Source organism: Ursidibacter arcticus (genome assembly GCF_009761375.1).
GTDB lineage: Bacteria > Pseudomonadota > Gammaproteobacteria > Enterobacterales > Pasteurellaceae > Ursidibacter > Ursidibacter arcticus.
The window spans coordinates 1-19,616 of record NZ_LEKM01000181.1; the positions used below are offsets into that span (position 1 = coordinate 1).

The following is a 19,616-nucleotide window of genomic DNA, read 5'->3' on the forward strand; positions in this document are numbered from 1 at the left end:
ATAAAACTGCAGATTGATGACAAACCCCAATTTGTTGTATCCAATTAACGGACGCCAGCGTGGCGTTCCTACATAACAAAATAAAATCTGTTATTTTTCAATTAGTTATAACTTTCCTTGTAGGGACGCCACGCTGGCGTCCGAATGAAAAAAGACTTTGTCAATAATCTGAATTATCTTTGGATATTTTTGCTTTGCTCTTTTTTCGCCCATTTTAACGTTTGTTTTATTTCGCGTTTACTTTGCCAAATGAGTAGCCCTACTGACAAAAATGTAATGCCGTAGGCGAGCCAAACATAGAAACCGTATCCACCCATTGCGAAAAAATCGCTGATTGAACTAAATTGAAATGTCATTTTGCTCTCCTACTTCATTTGCTTTGCTAATTCATTTACCCAAGGGCGTTTACGTTCATCTTGTAATAATGCACTACGATAACGTAGGACACTTAGCCAAATCATAAAGATCATTGTGCCAAAAATTGCTAATAATAGTGGTATGAGCATTTCAACTGCCATTGATGGTTTATCAAATTTAGTGATGGTTGCTCCTTGATGTAGCGTGTTCCACCACTCTACTGAGAAGTGAATAATCGGTAAATTGATTACGCCAACAATAGAGAGGATCCCTGCTGCTTTTGCACCGACATTACGGTCTTGGAATGCACTATACAGTGCCATTACGCCAAGATATAAAAAGAACAGTACTAATGCCGATGTTAAGCGAGCGTCCCATACCCACCAAGTTCCCCACATTGGTTTACCCCAGACGGCTCCTGTTACTAGTGAGATAAAGGCTAATACCGCACCAATCGGAGCCATTGAAATCATTGCAAGGCTAGCTTGGCGTATTTGCCAAACTAAGGCGACAAGAGCAGCGACTGCCATTGAGCCATATACCCCCATAGACCAAATCGCCGCAGGGACGTGAATGAAGATAATACGATAGCTATCGCCTTGTTGATAATCTTTCGGTGCGAAAGCTAATCCCCAAATAAAGGCACTTGCTAATAAGATAAGACTTAGAAAACCTAGGATAGGTTGGGCTTTACCAAGTATGCGATATTGTGTTTCTGATTTCGCATAAGGGTGTAACCATTTCCACATAAATACTCCAATAAAATGTAAAAAATTGTGTAAAACTAACCGCTTGTTACTGTAAGCTAATGCGTAATGCACCTGCTATTGCATAGGGTGAAAGTGTTAACGCTAGCACTAACATAGCCCCCATAATTGCTAACTGTCCTGAATAGCCTAGGTTTAGTGTAGAGGCTTCTAACACTGCGGCCGCAAAGATTAGGACAGGTAAAAAAAGTGGTAAAATGAGCAAACTTAGTAATGTACCACCTTTGCGTAATCCTACGGTTAAAGCGACTCCAATTGCCCCTAGACAGCTTAAAATAGGTGTACCCAGTAACAACGTGAGAACTAACGCCCACCAAACTTCTATTTCCAGTGACAGTAAAATTGCTGTAATTGGCGATAGCAGAATGAGCGGTAAGCCTGTTAATAACCAATGAGCAATCACTTTTGCCAGAGCAACTTGTGCTAAGCTGGTTGGTAAAAGTAGTAATTGTTCTAATGAACCATCTAAATAGTCATCTCGAAATAGTCGTTCAAAAGAGAGCAAGGCTGATAATACTGCTGCTACCCACGCAATACCCGATGCAATTTTACCGAGTAATTCGGGATTTGGCCCCATTAAGAGTGGAAACATTGTGATAATAATCAAGAAAAACCACAATGGGTTTAAAATTTCCGCAGGTTTACGAAAAGCGATTGTCAGTTCTCGTTGAATAATAGTCAGAATTGTCATTGTTTATACCTTAAATTGATCAAGGGATAAGATTTTTACTTTATTACTTTGGGCTGTTTGATGGCTAGTAAATATAGTGATACCACCTTGTTCACAGTGTTGCTCAATATGTGCAATTAACTCACTTACCCCCTTTTTATCAATAGCGGTAAATGGTTCATCTAAAATCCATAAAGTTGCTTGGGTAAGCCATAGTTTAGCCAGTGCAACACGCCGTTGTTGCCCAGCAGAAAGGTGCGAACAAGGTAAATCTTCTTTGCCAATGAGTGAAACTTTTTGTAGTGCATTCCACAAGGCATCATCGCTTAGCGGTAAATGTTGAATTTTCTGATAAAAACGTAAATTTTCCCAAGCGGTCAGTTCTGGCTTAATTCCTGCAAAATGCCCTAAGTAAAAAAGATTTGAGTAATATTCATCTCTTTGTTGGCGAATAGGCGTGCCATTCCAACTCACTTCGCCTTCTGCTGCAACAGAAAGCCCCGCTAAAATACGCAATAAACTGGTTTTACCAATACCATTATGCCCTTCAATTTGCCACCATTCGCCACTTTCAATCGTCAGTTGGCAGTGTTCAAATAAACGTGTTTCACCACGTTCACAGGCTAGATTATTCAGTATGAGTTGATTTTTATGGTTCATTTTTTAAGCCCATTAAAGCTCTAAAATACTTTTAATAAAAGGGATCGTCAATTTACGCTGTGCTTGCAACGATGCTTTATCTAAAATCTCAAGTTTGTTGAGTAATACTTGCAAATCTCGATCTATTCGTTTTAATAAGTAGCTGGCGACTTCATCAGGTAATTCTAACCCTTTGCGGTGTGCACTACGCTGTAAAATAGTTTGTTTTTGTTCATCTGTTAAATCATCAAGTCGATATACTTCCCCCCAGTTTAGACGAGAGCGTAAATCAGGTAGCTTGATTGCTAAACGATTTGGCGGTTGGTCTGCACTAATGAGTAGAAGTGTTTTTTTCCCTTGGCTAAATAGCCCTTGTTGTTCTCGAATTTGATTAAATAAATCAAAAATTGCTAATTCCCATTCTTCATTACCTGCAATTACTTGAAGATCATCTAAACAAATAACATCAAGTTGATCGGCATTATCTAATACGCTAGGCGAAAAATAGTGTGATTTCTCAAGGGGAATATAACTAGATGACAGGTTATTCAATAAATAATGATTACTTACTGCCTTTAATAAATGGCTTTTACCGCTACTACGTCCACCCCAGATATAGAAAAATGGCTGTTGTACATCTATAAAATTTTGATGTAGCGAATCTAACAGCAATAAGCTATTTTCTGAGTAGAAATTCTCGAGTGTTTCATCATCAATTTGATGAATAGGTAGTGGTAGTTGCAAAGTGTAATTTCAGTTGAAAAAAGAGCGTAAAGCATAACGGAAAAAGCCAAGATTGAGAAGTATTAACTTTGGTATCAGATAAGATTAGTGCAACAATCTACGGCAATAATGATTATAGGTATAATTGTTATTGCCGTAAAAGAGTTGGTTATTTCTTCGGTGATTTTGTTTTATTTTTCTGTTGCTGATCAGCTTCAACCTGTTCTACACATAAATGTAAGATCTGTTCTGCTCCTTTTTTGATGTATTCATCATCACGCACTTTGCCTTTTTGCAAGTCTAACATTGCATCGTGAATACCTTGTGTAATACTTTTCGGTTCAACAAAAGACCAACATTTAGGGCTTAAACGGTTTGAGTTTGCTTGTAGTTCAGATGCATATAACACACCGCTATAATAAGCATAAACATTGTGATCTAACATTCTATTCAATAAACTAGCTCTAATTTGCTCAATAGGTAAAGTTACCTTTTTGTTATACCAGTCATCTACACCGTGCATAAAAGAGTCAATATCATAACTTGGATTTACACGATCTAAATAAGTTTGAGCAGTCGCTCCATAAGCAATTGCATAAGATTTTTGATCAACTTCCGATTCTGAAAGACGTTTCCAACCACTTGTTTTGCTTGCACCACACGCAGCTAACACGAAAATAGTCGAAATCACGAAAAAAGACTTTAATAAAGATTTCATATATACTCCTTAATCATTTTATAAAGGCTAGAACCATTCTACCGAATAACAGATGGGATTACTATATGAAACAGTATTTAGATTTATGCCAACGTATTGTTGAACAAGGAAAATGGGTTGAGAATGAGCGTACAGGTAAGCGTTGCTTAACTGTTATCAATGCAGATCTCACTTACGATGTAGCTAATGGCGAGTTTCCACTCGTCACCACACGCAGAAGTTTCTGGAAAGCTGCTATTGCTGAATTATTAGGCTACATACGAGGTTATGATAATGCCGCTGATTTCCGTCAACTAGGAACAAAATCTTGGGATGCAAATGCTAATGAAAATAGTGCTTGGTTAGCAAATCCTTACCGAAAAGGTGAAGATGATATGGGCTTAGTTTATGGTGCAGTTGGTCGTAATTTTCCAAAAGCGGATGGAACAGGCTCTGTTGATTTACTTCGTCAAATTGTTGATGACCTAAAGCGTGGTATTGATAATCGTGGTGAAATTTATACATTCTATCACCCCGGTGCTTTCCATATGGGGTGCTTAAGACCTTGTTTACACAGTCATCATTTTTCTTTACTTGATGGAGTACTTTACTTAAATAGTACTCAACGCTCTGCCGATGTGCCTTTAGGATTAAACTGGAATATGATTCAATGTTACACCTTTCTCGCATTGATGGCTCAAATTACAGGACATCAAGCAGGTCAGGCTTTTCATAAAATTGTGAATGCACATATCTACGAAGATCAACTTGATTTAATGAAGAATGTACAATTAACCCGCACACCTTTTGCATCGCCTAAATTAAAAATCAACCCTGATATTAAGACTCTTAAAGATTTAGAAACTTGGGTAACACTAAATGATTTTGAAGTAGAAGGTTACGAATACCACCCAAGTATTCAATACCCATTCTCAGTGTAGTTATTATCGCTATATAGAACAACGCCCCTATCTTCTAAATGAAGAGTAGGGGCGTAAATGATATATTAGCTAATTACGCTTGACCTTTAACTTCTTTTAAACCGTTAAATGGCGCTGGCGTACCTGCTGCAGCTAATGCTTCTTCGATACGGATTAATTGGTTGTATTTCGCAACACGGTCTGAACGGCTCATAGAACCAGTTTTGATTTGACCTGCTGCTGTACCAACTGCTAAATCTGCGATTGTTGCATCTTCAGTTTCGCCAGAACGGTGAGAAATAACCGCTGTATAACCTGCATCTTTAGCCATTTTGATTGCTGCTAAAGTTTCAGTTAATGAACCGATTTGGTTGAATTTGATTAAGATTGAGTTTGCAATACCGTTCTCAATACCGCGGCTTAAAATTTTAGTGTTAGTTACGAATAAATCATCACCTACTAATTGAACTTTATCACCTAAAACTTTAGTTTGGTATGCGAAACCTTCCCAATCTGATTCATCTTGACCATCTTCGATAGAAACGATTGGATACTCTTTACATAAACCTTCTAAGTAATGAGTGAACTCTTGAGAAGTAAATGTTTTACCTTCACCTTTCATATCATACACATTACGCTCTTTGTCATAGAATTCAGATGATGCACAGTCCATCGCTAAAGTTACGTCTTTACCTAATACATAACCTGCTTTTTCTACCGCTTCTTTAATACAAGCTAAAGCGTCAGCATTTGATGCTAAGTTTGGAGCAAAGCCACCTTCATCACCTACCGCTGTATTTAAGCCTTTCGCTTTTAATACTTTAGCAAGGTTGTGGAATACTTCGGCACCAATACGAAGTGCTTCTTTCAATGTTTTCGCACCAACTGGTTGAATCATAAATTCTTGGATATCAACGTTGTTATCTGCGTGCTCACCACCGTTGATGATGTTCATCATTGGTAATGGCATAGAGTAAACGCCTGGAGTACCGTTTAATTCTGCGATATGCGCATAAAGAGGTAAACCTTTTGATGCTGCCGCTGCTTTTGCATTTGCTAATGAAACCGCTAAGATTGCGTTTGCACCAAATTTAGATTTGTTTTCTGTACCGTCTAAGTCAATCATAATTTGGTCAATTTCAGCTTGGTTAGAAGCATCTTTACCTACGATTGCTTGTGCAATTTCGTTGTTTACTGCTGAAACAGCTTTTAACACGCCTTTACCTAAGAAACGTGCTTTGTCGCCATCACGCAACTCTAACGCTTCACGAGAACCTGTTGATGCACCAGATGGCGCAGCAGCAAGACCTACGAAACCACCTTCAAGATGAACTTCAGCTTCAACGGTTGGGTTACCACGAGAGTCGATGATTTCACGACCAATTACTTTAACGATTTTTGCCATTGTTAATATCCTCAATGTAAGAGTTAATAGTTAATATGAAAAACTTGTATATAGTAATGGGATTTTGCTATTTTGTCTTGCAAAAAAGTGACATACTTCACAAAAAGTAAAAGTAATTTGATCCGAATAGGTAATTTTAGGCAAAATAGCGGTATTCCATTTGGTAAAAAAGAAAATCAGCGTTTTAGAGAAAACCAGAATATGAATCAACAACCACTATTACAATGTGTAAATATCAATAAGTTCTATCAAGAAGGCGATAATGCAACTCAAGTATTAAAAAATGTTTCATTTTCAATGAACAGTGGTGAGTTAGTTGCTATTGTTGGTAGTTCAGGCTCAGGAAAAAGTACGTTACTCCACACACTTGGTGGCTTAGATCAGCCAAGTGAAGGGGAAGTGTTCATTAAAGGACAATCATTGCAACAACTTAGTAGCAATGCATTAGCAAAATTACGCAATCAGCATTTAGGTTTCGTTTACCAGTTTCATCACTTAATGGCGGATTTTACTGCCTTAGAAAATGTAATGATGCCGATGCTAATTGGTCAGCAAAATAAAAATGAAGCAAAAGATCGTGCGGAAAAGATGCTACAAGCGGTAGGATTATCTCATCGAATTACACATCGTCCGTCTGCTTTATCAGGTGGTGAACGCCAACGTGTTGCGATTGCTCGTGCGTTAGTTAATAACCCTTCATTAGTTCTTGCAGATGAGCCGACAGGAAATTTAGATCAAAAAACCACTGAAAGTATTTTTGAGTTAATTAAACAGCTTAACCAAGAGCAACAAATTGCATTTTTATTAGTTACCCACGACTTAAACCTAGCAAATAAACTTAACCGCCGCTTGATTATGCAAGATGGTGTATTACGAGAGGCGGAATAATGAGTACTCCATTTTTTATTAGCTGGCGTTATCAACGTGGCAAACAAAAAAACCGTTTAGTATCGCTAATTTCCTTATTCTCTAGCATTGGTATCGCCCTTGGTGTTGCGGTGTTAATTATTGGATTAAGTGCAATGAATGGCTTTGAACGAGAGCTTAACCAACGAGTGCTCTCGGTTGTGCCACACGCTGAACTTAAAACGGTGACTAGAGATGGAGCTAATTTATTAAGTAATGGTTTTACTTTAGAAAAAATTGTAAAAGATAACCCAAATGTTACCGCTACATCGCCTTTTGTGAGTTTTACAGGCTTAATTGAAAATGGCTCACAGCTAAAAATTGCACAAGTGCGTGGTGTTGATCCTATTAAACAGGATCAGGTAAGTGCATTAGGGCAGTTTATTCCTAAAGAACAATGGCAACAATTTCACCAACAAGGTGGGTTAGTTATCGGTGCAGGTATTGCTCGGGATCTTGGTGTTGAAGTCGGCGATGAAGTTACGTTGCTTTTACCACAACCAACTGAAGATGGGAAATTATCCCAACCACTACGTTTCAGTCTTGATGTTACAGGAATTTTACGTTTAGATGGGCAATTAGATCACAGCTATGCTTTACTTCCATTAAGTAAAGCCCAAGAGTTACTTGAACTCGAGGCAGATCAATTCTCTGGTATTGAGATGGCAGTAAAGCAACCTTTTGAAGTCAGAGATTTAATTTTCCCTGAACTCGCTAGCTATCCACAGCCACTTTATCTACATACTTGGATCGACAAGTTTGGTTATATGTATAACGATATTCAACTAATCCGCACTGTGATGTATATTGCAATGGTTCTTGTGATTGGTGTCGCTTGTTTTAATATTATTTCCACCTTAGTAATGGCGGTTAAAGATAAACAAGGGGATATTGCTATTCAACGCACACTGGGGGCAAATAACCGTTTTATTCAGCAGATATTTCTTTGGTATGGCTTAATTTCTGGAATGAAAGGTGCATTATTTGGGGTAATTTTAGGTATATCTGTTGCCTTAAATCTCACCAATATAATCAAAGGGATTGAGCATATTATCGGAACAAAATTACTCTCTGATGGTATCTATTTTATTGACTTCCTACCGAGTGAAATTCACTGGCTGGATATTGTATGGGTACTACTTGCTACGATTATTTTAAGCTTACTTGCAAGTTTATACCCTGCTATTCGAGCTTCTAAATTAGAACCAGCCAAGGTATTAAGCGGACATTAGAAACAAATAAAACAAGCGGTAGGATTTGTAAAATTTTTTGCAAATCCTACCGCTTGTTTATTGCTAAATTGCTTTATCCTTTCCGTTTTTGGCAAATCGTATCAAGTAACTGTTGTACCTTTTCATCGGCAAAAATAGCTTGCGTGGTTTGAGAGAGTTTTCTACGCCAGTTTGGATATTCCGTACTCGTACCAGGGATATTGACAGGCTCTAACATATTCAGCCAATCTTCAGGTTGTGTACCAAATAGCACACTATTCGTATCTGCCACATAGCTTTGTAGCTGATGATTGAATACTTGAGTGATACCTGCACTATCAGGCTCTAATACTTGAACGCTTTCCACCGCTCTACGAATGGCTTCTTTATTGGAATGGCGAGCATTGCGTAAGATATGCAACACTTCTTCGTTTGGGTAAACACCATATTTTTGCCCAAGTTCAAAGTCATAGCCTTTCCAATAGCCCTGTACCGTTGGTAAATCGTGAGTACTGAGCGTTGTCATTGCTTGATAAGGATAGTTCTCTAGTGGCTTGCTACCTTGGCTATCATATTCAAAGTAGAAGATGTTGTATGCTAAAATACCTTTATTCTCAAGGGCTTCTAACATTCCTTCTGGTACAGTACCTAAGGCTTCGGCAATGATTAAACATTGATGACGTTGGCTTTCAAGAGCTAAGATAGAGAGAAGATCTTCTAAAGGATATTTCACATAAGCCCCATTTTTAGCACTATCGCCTTTTGACACCCACCATAAACGAGCAAAGCCAAGAATATGATCAATTCGCAATGCACCACAATCCTTCATATTGGCTCGTAATAGATCGATAAAAGGTTGATAGCCACGTTCTTGCAATACTTCTGGGTGCATAGGCGATAATCCCCAGTTTTGCCCCTGTGGCGCCATAATATCAGGCGGAGCACCCACAGATGCACCTAGTACATAAAGATCTTTATCCGCCCAGGTTTCTGCACCATTATCAGCTACGCCAACGGCAAGATCTCGATAAAAACCGATTGGCATTCCTAATTGTTTAGCAAGTTGGTTACAGGCTTGTAACTGTTGTTGTGCGATAAATTGTAGCCACATATAGAACCGCACGAGATCGCTTTGCTCCTCTTGGAATTGCTGTACGCAAGCGGTGTGATAGCTTTGATATTTTGCATCCCAACTACTCCAGCCCCACTGATCACTAAATTGTGAGGAAAGCCATTGATGTAACGCATCAAATGTTCCTTGCACTTTTAATGGCTCGCCATTTTCGGCAATAAATTGTTCAAATTGGGATTGATCTTGTTGGCAAAAATGGCGATAGGCTAAGCGTAACCCTTCTAATTTCAGCCAAGTTACTTGTGAATAATCCACATATTCTTTTTCGCGAGCTTCATTTAATTGGCGTTGGATCTCATTAGAGTAGAACCACGCTTGAGCTTCTTCACTCTGTTGAAATGCATCAATTGCCCCTACGTTAATGTAGAGAATGTTTTGCCATAAGCGAGAAGAAGGGCTATAAGGGCTTGCCCCTTCAGGATTAGCAGGGAAAAGTGAGTGAATAGGGTTTAAACCGACAAAATGTCCGCCTTTTTCCGCTAATCTCGTGAGAAATTCAGCTAAATCGCCAAAATCACCTATTCCCCAGTTCTGCTCGGAACGGAGCGTATAAAGCTGTAAAATTGCTCCCCAGAGTTTCTTTTTCTCAGCTAATTCGGCTGGCTGAAATGCTCGTTCAGGGCTAATAATGACACGGCAATTTGCATTAACATCGTCAAGGCTAAGTTGGTGATAACCAAGGGGCAAATTATTCGGTAAATGAATAGTATTGCGTTTGCATTTTCCCGTTAAAATCTCACCGCTTTCTAAGGTTAATTGCCACGTTTGCTGTGCTTGATGAGTTTCATCAGCCACAAATAACGCAATAGAAATAGGTTCACCTTGTTTGAATACTTTCACAAAGGGTAAGATTTTCGGACTTTTGGGTGCTCCGAGTAATTTAGCCACCTTGTCATATACACTTGGTTCTGCATAGCAACGGCGACCATGTTCATCAATGAAATAAGGGTTTAAAAATGGGTGAGATTGTTTCATTTTATTGCTCCAAATCTTTTTTATTTCTATTGCAAGTAGATATAGATCTACTTTGCGTTATTGATTAATTTTAAATACTGCAACATTTGTAATTGTCTTCAAACTAATTCTGCCCCCGCTTACGGGGGAAGTACCCGAACAAAAGTTCGGGGTAGGGGGAAACTGGTTTTATTCAATTTAGACACATAAGTATGGAATTAAGAATAGCCCCCTTCGGCTCGCTCTGCTCGCCACTTCCCCCGCAAGCGGGGGCAGAATTTAATAATTTAGCTCCCACGATAAATAGAAATGTCAGTGATCTAAGGGAGATATATATCCACCTTACAAATCCTCTAACCTTTCACACCGCCCGCTGTTAATCCGCCAACTAACCAACGTTGTGCAATAATAAATACCAGCGTAATTGGGATAGCGGATAGAATTGCTGCCGCTGCAAAATCACCCCATAGATAGTTTTGTGGGTGTAAATACTGTTGCATTCCAACGGCAAGGGTATAGTTTTCTACATCACGCAAGAGTAAAGAGGCGACAGGTACTTCAATAATTGATGAAATAAAAGATAGGATAAATACCACCGCTAGAATTGGTACAGACAAAGGCAATAAAATTAAGCGGAAGGTTTGCCAAGGTGTTGCACCGTCAAGGGCTGCGGCTTCTTCCAATGATTTATCAATCGTTTCAAAATAGCCTTTGATTGTCCAAACGTGCATTGCAATCCCACCAAGATAAGCAAAAATAACGCCACCGTGAGTATTTAGCCCTAAAAATGGCACATAGTTGCCTAGGCGATCAAACAATGCGTATAACGCGACAAGAGAAAGCACAGCAGGGAACATTTGGAAAATCAACATACTTTGTAGCAACATTGATTTCCCCGCAAAGCGTAAACGAGCAAAGGCATAAGCGGCAGTCGTTGAAAGAGCAAGGGTAATAATTGCCGTAATGCCAGCGACTTTTACGGAGTTCCAAAGCCATAATAAGACGGGGAACGGTGGCGGCGTTACCGTACCATCTGCATTGGTAACACTAAACCCTAATGCTAATTTCCAGTGTTCAAGTGAAATTTGGCTTGGGATAATTTCGCCAAGGGCTAAGTTACCTGGACGAAGTGAGATCCCTAAAATCATTAACAATGGAAACATAATTAACGCACAAAATACAATCAGGAAAAAATGTGTAGCAAACAAACGTGTTTTCATTGATTTAGGTTGAACAATAGCCATAATATTTTCCTCCCTGTTAATCTTGCTGTAATTTGGTTAAGCGAATTTGGAATAATGCTAAACCGCTCACAAGTAAGAAGATGATCACTGCAATCGCAGCTGCCAAGCCGAAATCTTGAGTTCCGCTACCTTCAAAGGCAATACGATAAGTATAGCTGACTAATAAATCAGTATGTCCTGCTGGCGTACTTGTACCGATCATTGATGGGCGACCTTGTGTAAGTAGTTGAATTAACACAAAATTATTAAAGTTAAAAGCGAAACTAGCAATCATTAATGGCATCAATGGTTTAATGAGTAGTGGCATTGTAATGCGAGTAAAGTTTTGCCATACCGTCGCACCGTCAATCGCAGAGGCTTCATAAAGATCATTTGGGATAGCTTTTAATAATCCCATACAGACGATCATCATATAAGGGTAACCTAACCAAGTATTGACGATCAAAATCATCACTTTAGCCAAGAACGGATCATTAAACCATTCAGGGCGAATGCCAAATAGATTATTTAAAATAAGGTTAATTTCCCCGAAACTTTGGTTGAATAAGCCTTTAAATACTAAAATGGAAATAAAGCCTGGTACGGCATAAGGCAAAATCAATAATAAGCGATAAACCGCTTTACCTTTTAACGGCTCCCACTGTACTAAAGATGCGAAGATCATTCCTAACAGCGTAGTGAAAATGACTGTAAGAAAAGCGAAGGTAACCGTCCAAATAAAGATTTGAATAAAGGGTTTTTGTACGCCTTCATCGCTTAAAATTTTAACAAAATTTTGCCAACCGATACCCACCGTATAACCTGGTTCTAAACGTTTTCCGCTAAAATTCCCTTGTTCATCAATCTGTTGAAAGAAACCAATATCATCGTTCGGTTTATAGCGTTCGCCTGTTTCATTATTGGTTAAAATTTGACTATCACTATCAAAACTAAAGCGGTGGCTTTGTTGTGAAAATTGACGAAGTGAACTCATTGTCAGCATTTCATCATTAGGTAAAATCGCATTGACTGTTTGTAATTGTTGACGATTTTGCGTAATGGTTTTTAATGGTGCAACGTTGCTTTCAGGCAAAAGAGCCACTTCGTCTAATTTCACATCTCCTTTTAATTCGGTAAGTGTAAGCGGTGCGGAAAGATAATTTTTTTGCAATGCACTGTTTTCTAATAAGATTTGAAATTTATCGCTTTCTGCTTCAAGTAATTTGAAATTATAGCGTTCTCCTGAAAAATAGCGTTGAGCTTGTAGCTGGCTGACCACTCTTTCAAAATTAAGTTGGTTAGTCCCACTATAATTGGTGAATGCAATGACAACAGTGCAAACAAGTGGAAATACCACAAAAATACCTACCGCAGAAACACCAGGGAAAAGATAACGCCAGCGATATGCTCGTTCTGAGCTAAATACAAAAATACCTGATGCCACGACAACCAAGGTTAAAAGTGCAAAAAGGATTTCGCCTTGTAGATAAATGGTAAACACTAAATAAAAAGCAATCAGATACAGTAACGCAATGAAAATGCGTTTGCCCCAAAATTGAGTAGTGGAAGTGTGAGTGGAAGTTAGCATTTTATTTTCCTTGTTTTGACGGCGAGTAGGAAATTGCAAGAAATTGATAGAAAGTAACCGCTTGTAATTTTATTCCCCTCTTTAGTAAAGAGGGGTTAGGGGAGATTTGTAGAAAAATAAGATGGTTTTTCTTATCACTTACTTTCTTCGTTAATTACCTATATCAAATCTCCCCCTGCCTCTCTTTTCCAAAGAGGGGAGTTTTTTATTTACTCTTTCTCAATTTTTGCTTGAGCTTCATCAAGAGCAGCTTTAACAGATTGACGACCATTTACTGCACTGTCGATAGCGGCTTTTTCAGCGTACCAGAAACGGCTCATTTGCGGAACATTCGGCATAATTTCACCATTTTCAGCATTCGCCATTGTTGCAGCAATACGAGAATCTGAGGCTAATTTTGCTTGGAAACTCTTTAATGCTACTGCACCAAGTGGCGTATCTTTGTTTACAGTATCTAAGCCATTATCCGTTAAGAGATGATTCTCTAAGAACTCTTTAGCAAGATCTTGGTTCGGGCTTGAGGCATTAACTGCAGCACTTAAAACGCCTACAAATGGTTTACCCGCTTTGCCGTTTAAAGTTGGTAATACCGCAACACCATAATTGATTTTGCTTTTCTCAATGTTTGACCACGCCCAAGGGCCATTGATAGTCATTGCAGTTTCACCCTTATTAAATGAAGCCTCAGCCACAGAGTAGTCTGTATCCGCATTGATTACTTTATTTTTAACAAGATCAACGACAAATTGTAAGCCTTTTTGAGCAGCGTCATTATTTACACCAATGTCTTTCACATCATAGCCTTCAGGCGTTACTTTAAAGGCATAAGCACCTTGTGAAGAAATAATCGGCCAAGTGAAATATGGCTCTGCTAAGTTCCACATAATCGCATTTTTGCCTTTTGTTTTGAGTTCTTTATCTAATTTCTCAATTTCTTCCCACGTTTTCGGCGGAGTTGGTACTAAATCTTTATTGTAAATCAATGAGAGAGATTCAACCGCAATCGGATAGGCAATCTGTTTACCATTATATTTGGTTGCATTCCAACCAATATCTGAGAGTTTTGCTTTAAAGTCTGCACTTGGGTGAACCTCTGCTAATAAACCTGATTGTGCGTAACCACCCATACGGTCGTGAGCGAAAATAATAATATCAGGGCCATCGCCAGTTGATGCTACCTGTGGGAATAATTCTTCTAATTTGCTTGGGTGTTCTACAACAACTTTTACTCCTGTTTCTTGTTCAAATTTTTTACCCACTTCGGCTAAGCCGTTATAACCTTTATCGGCGTTAATCCAAATGTTTAATTGACCTTCAACTAATTTCGCCTGTACGCCTTGTGCTAAACATAATCCTGCAAATACGGCTAATGCTGTTTTGGTTAAGTTTTTCATCGCTTTTTCCTCATTTTAGGTTAAATGAAATTTGACGGTTGCATAATGAAAGATTTGAGATTGGAGTTCATCATCCCCCTCTCTCAACCCCATCAGTTTATTTAGTGATCTATTTCACATTTTTATATCAAAATAAAAAAAGCGTGAAATAGATCACAAAAATATTACTTAAAAATGTGAGCAACCTCACAGAATTTCGTATTTTGAACCCAAAAAGATTTTTAAAATTCAAGCAAAAAATTTTTGCTAAGTATGATTTCAACTGTGCAAAGAATGAGTAATCTTAGCAACGTTGAAATAATAGCAAATGAAGGATAAGTAAAATGGCAAATGTAAGATTAGTGAGTGTCGGAAAATCCTATGGCGATGTACATATCTCAAAAGATGTAAATCTTGATATTAAAGAAGGCGAATTTGTTGTTTTTGTTGGCCCTTCAGGCTGCGGAAAATCCACTTTATTAAGAATGATTGCTGGTTTAGAAGATATTACAACGGGCGATCTCTATATTGGCGAAACACGAATGAATGATGTCCCGCCTGCCAAACGCAATATAGGTATGGTGTTCCAATCTTATGCCCTTTATCCACATTTAAATGTGGCTGAAAATATGTCGTTCGGTTTGAAGTTAGCAGGCAAACAGAAAGCAGAAATTGAACAACGTGTGAATCAAGTGGCAGAAATCTTACAACTTGCACACTTATTGCAACGTAAACCGAAAGAACTCTCTGGCGGACAACGCCAACGTGTTGCGATTGGTCGAACCTTAGTTTCTCAGCCAGAAGTTTTTTTACTTGATGAACCGCTTTCTAACTTAGATGCCGCCTTGCGTGTACAAATGCGAGTAGAGATTTCTAAGTTACATAAAAAGCTAGGTAGAACAATGATATACGTTACCCACGACCAAGTTGAAGCAATGACACTTGCCGATAAAATCGTGGTATTACAAGCGTTAGGAAACAACACTCAAATTACCACCAATGTGGCTCAAATTGGTAAACCCTTAGAGCTCTATCACTACCCTGCTAACCGCTTTGTTGCAGGCTTTATCGGTTCACCGAAAATGAATTTCTTACCTGTAAAAGTCATTGATACAAAAGCAGATGGTGTAAAAATTGAGTTACCAGATTCAACACACCTGAATTTCTGGATTCCTGTGGATAGTACAGGTGTGAAAGTAGGCGATAACCTTTCTCTTGGTATTCGCCCAGAGCATCTTTTGCCTTGTGATCAAAGTGAAGTTTGTATCACAGGCACCGTAAAAGTGGTGGAACAACTTGGCAATGAAACCCAAGTTCACGTTGAAATGCCACCAATTAAACAGAGCCTAGTTTACCGCCAAAATGATATTGTGCTTGTGGAAGAAGGAGAGCAAATGTCCATCGGCATTAATCCAAATCGCTGTCATCTATTCAAAGAAGATGGCACAGCGTGCAAGCGGTTATTTAAAGAATTGGGTGTATAGTGTGGAACGAGATAAAGTGGTCTAATGACTTAATTTACAAGTTAAAATAATTTGCAAAACCATAATTGTCTTTATATTATGGATGAGTTTTATTCTCATTAAAATATAAAGGAAACTTTTGTATGTTAAAAACTTTTAAACTCGGAGCAATTGCACTTTCATCTTTACTCGCATTTAGCTCAACAGCTTATGCGGCACCTGTAGAGTTTACTGATATTTTAGACCGTAAAGTAACGGTTGATGTACCAGCTAAACGAGTTGTTCTTGCCTTTAACTATCAAGATTATATGGCTGTAGCAGGTGTAAAATCATTTGATAATGTGGTTGGTTTTTCTAAAGCTGTATGGACGGATTGGGCTCCTGCAAGTTGGGCTGAATTTAGTAAAGCCGTACCACGTTTGAATGAATTGGAAGATGTAGGCGAAGTTGAAGTCGGTACGTTTTCTGTTGAAAAAATCCTGGCATTAAAGCCTGATGTAGTAGTGATGGCAGATTGGCAATATAAAGCCCTAGATTCTGACCTAGAACCATTAGAAAAAGCGGGTATTCCTGTAGTTGTTATTGACTATTTAGCCCAAACTGTCGAGAAACACGTTAAATCTACTGAAATTATTGGTTTAGTGACAGGCAACGAAACAAAGGCAAAAGAGCTTAATGAAGAATACAAAGCCATTGTAAAAGATATTCAAGATCGTATTGCTAAAGCAAACCCAGCTAAGCCAAAAGTGTATGTTGAATTTGGTAATAAAGGCCCTAAAGAACATAGTTTTACTTTCGGAAAAAGTATGTGGGGTGCAATGCTTAACTTAGTGGGGGCTGATAATATTGCTAAAGAAGCAGTAGAATTTTATAGCCCGATTAACCCTGAATTAGTGTTAGCTGCAAAACCAGATGTAGTTATTATCAGTGGTCGCGAAACCGAGTTGAAGAAAAATCCTGAAGCAATGGTAATGGGCTTTAGTATTGAGGAAAGTGAAGCAAGAAAACGTTTAAACGGCTTTAAAGATCGTTCAGGTTGGAGCGAACTACCTGCAATTAAATCTAACCGTTTATATGGAGCTTACCACGCAAACTCTCGTACGCTTTCAGATAGTGCTTCAATCCAATTCGTAGCAAAAGCTGTTTATCCAGAGCTATTTGCGGATCTAGATCCAACTAAGACTTATTTAGAGTTTTATCGTAAAAATCTTCCAATTGTTCCACAAGGCACATTTTATCTCTATCCAGAGAGCAAATAATGAGCAATACTGTTGAACAGATTATTCAGAGCCAACGTGCGTTAGAGCGTAAACGTTGGCTCGTTATTATTACTTTTCTTGTTATTAGCTTTATTGGGCTTGTATTCGATATTGTAACAGGTCCTTCAATGCTCCCTATTGAAGACGTGGTTAAAGCATTATTGCGTTTAGATAATGTTGAAACCACAACAAGTGTTATTGTCTATGATCTCCGCTTACCAATGGCATTGATGGCATTAGTCGTAGGTGCTGCACTTGGTGTTGGTGGAGCTGAAATCCAAACACTGTTAAATAACCCAATGGCAAGTCCCTATACTTTAGGCTTAGCTGCAGCAGCAGGATTGGGGGCATCAACCGTCATTGCTTTTGGTGGTTTTGGTTTACCTCTTGGATTTGCTGTACCTGTTGGGGCATTTATAATGACAATGGTTGCATCAGGTATTCTTTTTATTTTTGCATCTTTACGTCGTTTTAGTTCAGCGATGCTTGTTTTAGTTGGGATTGCATTACTATTTTTATTCCAATCATTACTTTCGTTAATTCAATTTATTTCTGCCCCAGAAATTTCCCAGCAAATCTTATTTTGGCTATTTGGTAGCTTAACCAAAGCGACTTGGGAGAATTTAGGCATTGCAACTGTAGTAACCTTTATTAGTGTAATATTACTTTCAAAAGATGTATGGAAACTAACCGCTTTACGTTTAGGGGAAGAAAGGGCATTAAGTTTGGGTATCAATTTACAGATGCTACGCTTAAAAACCTTAATTATTGTGGCAGTAATGACCGCAACAGCAATTAGTTTTGTAGGAATTATCGGATTTATTGGCTTAGTTGCACCACACGTTGCAAGAATGCTACTAGGAGAAGATCAACGTTTCTTCTTACCCGGAGCAATGCTTGTTGGAGCAGCCTTTTTATCCATTGCATCGGTTCTTTCTAAAGTGATCATTCCCGGAGCGTTATTCCCAGTTGGGATTATTACATCTTTTGTGGGAGTACCATTCTTCTTTTGGATTGTCTTAACTAAGCGTGGTGGTTAAATGTTGCAATTAGAAAATTTAACAATCCAAGGAGGAGCACAATACGTTGCGAATAATATCAACTTAACCCTTAAAAAAGGTAAAGTTTATACTGTACTTGGCCCAAACGGGGCAGGTAAATCGTCAATGATTAAAACTATTTTTGGCGAAGTAACTTATCAGGGTGCTATTCGTTATGATAATGAATTATTATGTAAACGTAATTTATTAAATTGGCGTAAACGAATTGGCTATATGCCTCAAGATACTCAGGTAGAAGCGTCTCTTACCGCCTTGGAAGTGATTCTGCTTGGTCGATTAGATGCTTTACATATGCACATTGGTGATGAGCTTCTTCAGGAAGTTGCACAGCTAATGGATAAATTAGGTATTGCTCATCTTGCTCATAAAGATGTAATGCGTTTGAGTGGCGGACAACGCCAAATGGTAATGTTTGCACAAGTATTATTGCGAAACCCTGAAATTTTAATGCTAGATGAGCCTGTCAGTGCATTAGATATGCATCATCAAATCAATTTATTGGAACACGTTTGCAATTATACTCGAGAGAATAATCTAATTACCTTAATGGTATTACACGATCTAAGCCTTGCTGCACAATTTTCCGATTGTGTTATTTTACTTGGTGAAGGCAAAGTTCAAGGTTTAGGAAATGCTCAACAAGTATTACAGGCGGATATTATTAGCCGTTTGTATAAAGTTAATATAGAGATTTTATACGATAGCACAGGTTCGCCTGTTATTCGCCCTTTACGTAAATGTTTGTCAGCACAATGTTGTTTATATTCGGAGAATGAATAATGAAAAAAATCTTAATTACTACTCTAATGGCAATTTCAAGTTCGGCTTTTTCGGCTCATCACGAAGTGAAAATGTTAGATACGGGTAAAGAAGGTGGAATGGTGTTTGAACCTGGTTATCTAAAAGTAGAAGTGGGTGATACCATAACCTTTAAAGCGACTAATAAAGGGCATTGGGTGCAAAGTCGAGCTATACCAGAAGGTGCGGAAAAATTCTTATCTAAAGAGAATGAAGAGCTTACTTTAACCCTAACGCAAGAGGGTGTATATGTTTATGTTTGCCCACCACATCGAATGATGAATATGAGTGGTGTTATTCAAGTCGGAAACCCTGTCAATAAAGAAGCGGCACAAGCCGAAGTGGATAAATTAGAAAAACGAGCAACCCAAAATAAAGGGCGTTTAGCTGAATATATGGCACAAGTAAAATAAATCTATCATAAACAATATCCCCTTTGTAAAAGGGGATCCAGACTGATGACAAACCCC

General features: G+C 38.4%; 19 protein-coding genes. 8 read left to right on the top strand and 11 right to left on the bottom strand.

What is annotated here, in order from left to right; genetic code table 11:
• Nucleotides 1-173 precede the first annotated feature (173 nt).
• The 6 genes from ccmD to A1D25_RS08135 all read right to left on the bottom strand — a co-directional run bounded on the left by ccmD (nucleotide 174) and on the right by A1D25_RS08135 (nucleotide 3,874).
• The gene (gene ccmD / locus A1D25_RS08110; protein ID WP_157395183.1) at nucleotides 174-356 is read right to left on the bottom strand and encodes a heme exporter protein CcmD; all 183 of its coding nucleotides are present in this window, start codon (nucleotides 354-356) and stop codon (nucleotides 174-176) included.
• A gap of 9 nt (nucleotides 357-365) precedes the next feature.
• Nucleotides 366-1,106: a heme ABC transporter permease gene (locus tag A1D25_RS08115; protein WP_157395184.1), complete on the bottom strand. Its 741-nt coding sequence runs from the start codon at nucleotides 1,104-1,106 to the stop codon at nucleotides 366-368.
• A gap of 46 nt (nucleotides 1,107-1,152) precedes the next feature.
• Entirely contained in the window at nucleotides 1,153-1,815 is a 663-nt protein-coding gene (gene ccmB / locus A1D25_RS08120) for a heme exporter protein CcmB (protein WP_157395185.1), read from the bottom strand.
• Nucleotides 1,816-1,818: 3 nt separating this feature from the next.
• Nucleotides 1,819-2,454 carry a cytochrome c biogenesis heme-transporting ATPase CcmA gene (gene ccmA / locus A1D25_RS08125; protein WP_157395186.1) on the bottom strand — a complete coding sequence of 212 codons (636 nt, stop codon included), beginning with the start codon at nucleotides 2,452-2,454 and terminating at the stop codon, nucleotides 1,819-1,821.
• 12 nt (nucleotides 2,455-2,466) lie between these two features.
• Entirely contained in the window at nucleotides 2,467-3,177 is a 711-nt protein-coding gene (hda, locus tag A1D25_RS08130; RefSeq protein ID WP_157395187.1) for a DnaA regulatory inactivator Hda, read from the bottom strand.
• A 148-nt stretch (nucleotides 3,178-3,325) separates the two neighbouring features.
• Nucleotides 3,326-3,874: a hypothetical protein gene (locus tag A1D25_RS08135; protein ID WP_157395188.1), complete on the bottom strand. Its 549-nt coding sequence runs from the start codon at nucleotides 3,872-3,874 to the stop codon at nucleotides 3,326-3,328.
• A gap of 65 nt (nucleotides 3,875-3,939) precedes the next feature.
• Between A1D25_RS08135 and A1D25_RS08140 the strand changes: the two genes are divergently transcribed.
• Nucleotides 3,940-4,794, top strand: a complete 855-nt coding sequence (locus A1D25_RS08140) for a thymidylate synthase (RefSeq protein WP_157395189.1) — start codon at nucleotides 3,940-3,942, stop codon at nucleotides 4,792-4,794.
• A gap of 73 nt (nucleotides 4,795-4,867) precedes the next feature.
• Here A1D25_RS08140 and eno read toward each other — a convergent pair whose 3' ends face one another.
• The gene (gene eno, locus A1D25_RS08145; protein ID WP_157395190.1) at nucleotides 4,868-6,178 is read right to left on the bottom strand and encodes a phosphopyruvate hydratase; all 1,311 of its coding nucleotides are present in this window, start codon (nucleotides 6,176-6,178) and stop codon (nucleotides 4,868-4,870) included.
• A gap of 201 nt (nucleotides 6,179-6,379) precedes the next feature.
• Here eno and lolD point away from each other — a divergent pair, with 201 nt between their 5' ends.
• Nucleotides 6,380-7,066, top strand: a complete 687-nt coding sequence (lolD, locus tag A1D25_RS08150; RefSeq protein ID WP_157395201.1) for a lipoprotein-releasing ABC transporter ATP-binding protein LolD — start codon at nucleotides 6,380-6,382, stop codon at nucleotides 7,064-7,066.
• A complete protein-coding gene (gene lolE / locus A1D25_RS08155; protein ID WP_157395191.1) occupies nucleotides 7,066-8,316 on the top strand; it encodes a lipoprotein-releasing ABC transporter permease subunit LolE in 1,251 nt (416 codons plus the stop codon). The genes lolD and lolE overlap by 1 nt, the downstream gene beginning before the upstream one ends.
• A gap of 73 nt (nucleotides 8,317-8,389) precedes the next feature.
• Here lolE and malQ read toward each other — a convergent pair whose 3' ends face one another.
• The 4 genes from malQ to malE form a co-directional block, all read right to left on the bottom strand.
• Nucleotides 8,390-10,402 carry a 4-alpha-glucanotransferase gene (malQ, locus tag A1D25_RS08160; RefSeq protein WP_157395192.1) on the bottom strand — a complete coding sequence of 671 codons (2,013 nt, stop codon included), beginning with the start codon at nucleotides 10,400-10,402 and terminating at the stop codon, nucleotides 8,390-8,392.
• Between the two features lie 332 nt (nucleotides 10,403-10,734).
• A complete protein-coding gene (gene malG / locus A1D25_RS08165; RefSeq protein WP_157395193.1) occupies nucleotides 10,735-11,625 on the bottom strand; it encodes a maltose ABC transporter permease MalG in 891 nt (296 codons plus the stop codon).
• A 16-nt stretch (nucleotides 11,626-11,641) separates the two neighbouring features.
• Nucleotides 11,642-13,192, bottom strand: coding sequence for a maltose ABC transporter permease MalF (gene malF, locus A1D25_RS08170; protein WP_157395194.1), 1,551 nt, complete (start codon nucleotides 13,190-13,192; stop codon nucleotides 11,642-11,644).
• A 209-nt stretch (nucleotides 13,193-13,401) separates the two neighbouring features.
• Nucleotides 13,402-14,586: a maltose/maltodextrin ABC transporter substrate-binding protein MalE gene (malE, locus tag A1D25_RS08175; protein ID WP_157395195.1), complete on the bottom strand. Its 1,185-nt coding sequence runs from the start codon at nucleotides 14,584-14,586 to the stop codon at nucleotides 13,402-13,404.
• 323 nt (nucleotides 14,587-14,909) lie between these two features.
• Here malE and malK point away from each other — a divergent pair, with 323 nt between their 5' ends.
• From malK to A1D25_RS08200, 5 genes are all read left to right on the top strand, one after another.
• Nucleotides 14,910-16,049, top strand: a complete 1,140-nt coding sequence (gene malK / locus A1D25_RS08180) for a maltose/maltodextrin ABC transporter ATP-binding protein MalK (protein ID WP_157395196.1) — start codon at nucleotides 14,910-14,912, stop codon at nucleotides 16,047-16,049.
• 122 nt (nucleotides 16,050-16,171) lie between these two features.
• Complete coding sequence (locus A1D25_RS08185) at nucleotides 16,172-17,287, top strand: ABC transporter substrate-binding protein (RefSeq protein WP_157395197.1); 1,116 nt, start codon at nucleotides 16,172-16,174, stop codon at nucleotides 17,285-17,287.
• Nucleotides 17,287-18,327 carry a FecCD family ABC transporter permease gene (locus tag A1D25_RS08190; RefSeq protein WP_157395198.1) on the top strand — a complete coding sequence of 347 codons (1,041 nt, stop codon included), beginning with the start codon at nucleotides 17,287-17,289 and terminating at the stop codon, nucleotides 18,325-18,327. The genes A1D25_RS08185 and A1D25_RS08190 overlap by 1 nt, the downstream gene beginning before the upstream one ends.
• Nucleotides 18,328-19,128, top strand: a complete 801-nt coding sequence (locus tag A1D25_RS08195) for an ABC transporter ATP-binding protein (RefSeq protein ID WP_157395199.1) — start codon at nucleotides 18,328-18,330, stop codon at nucleotides 19,126-19,128. It abuts the gene before it with no gap.
• Complete coding sequence (locus tag A1D25_RS08200; protein WP_157395200.1) at nucleotides 19,128-19,559, top strand: pseudoazurin; 432 nt, start codon at nucleotides 19,128-19,130, stop codon at nucleotides 19,557-19,559. Before A1D25_RS08195 ends, A1D25_RS08200 begins: the two co-directional genes overlap by 1 nt.
• Nucleotides 19,560-19,616: the final 57 nt, after the last annotated feature.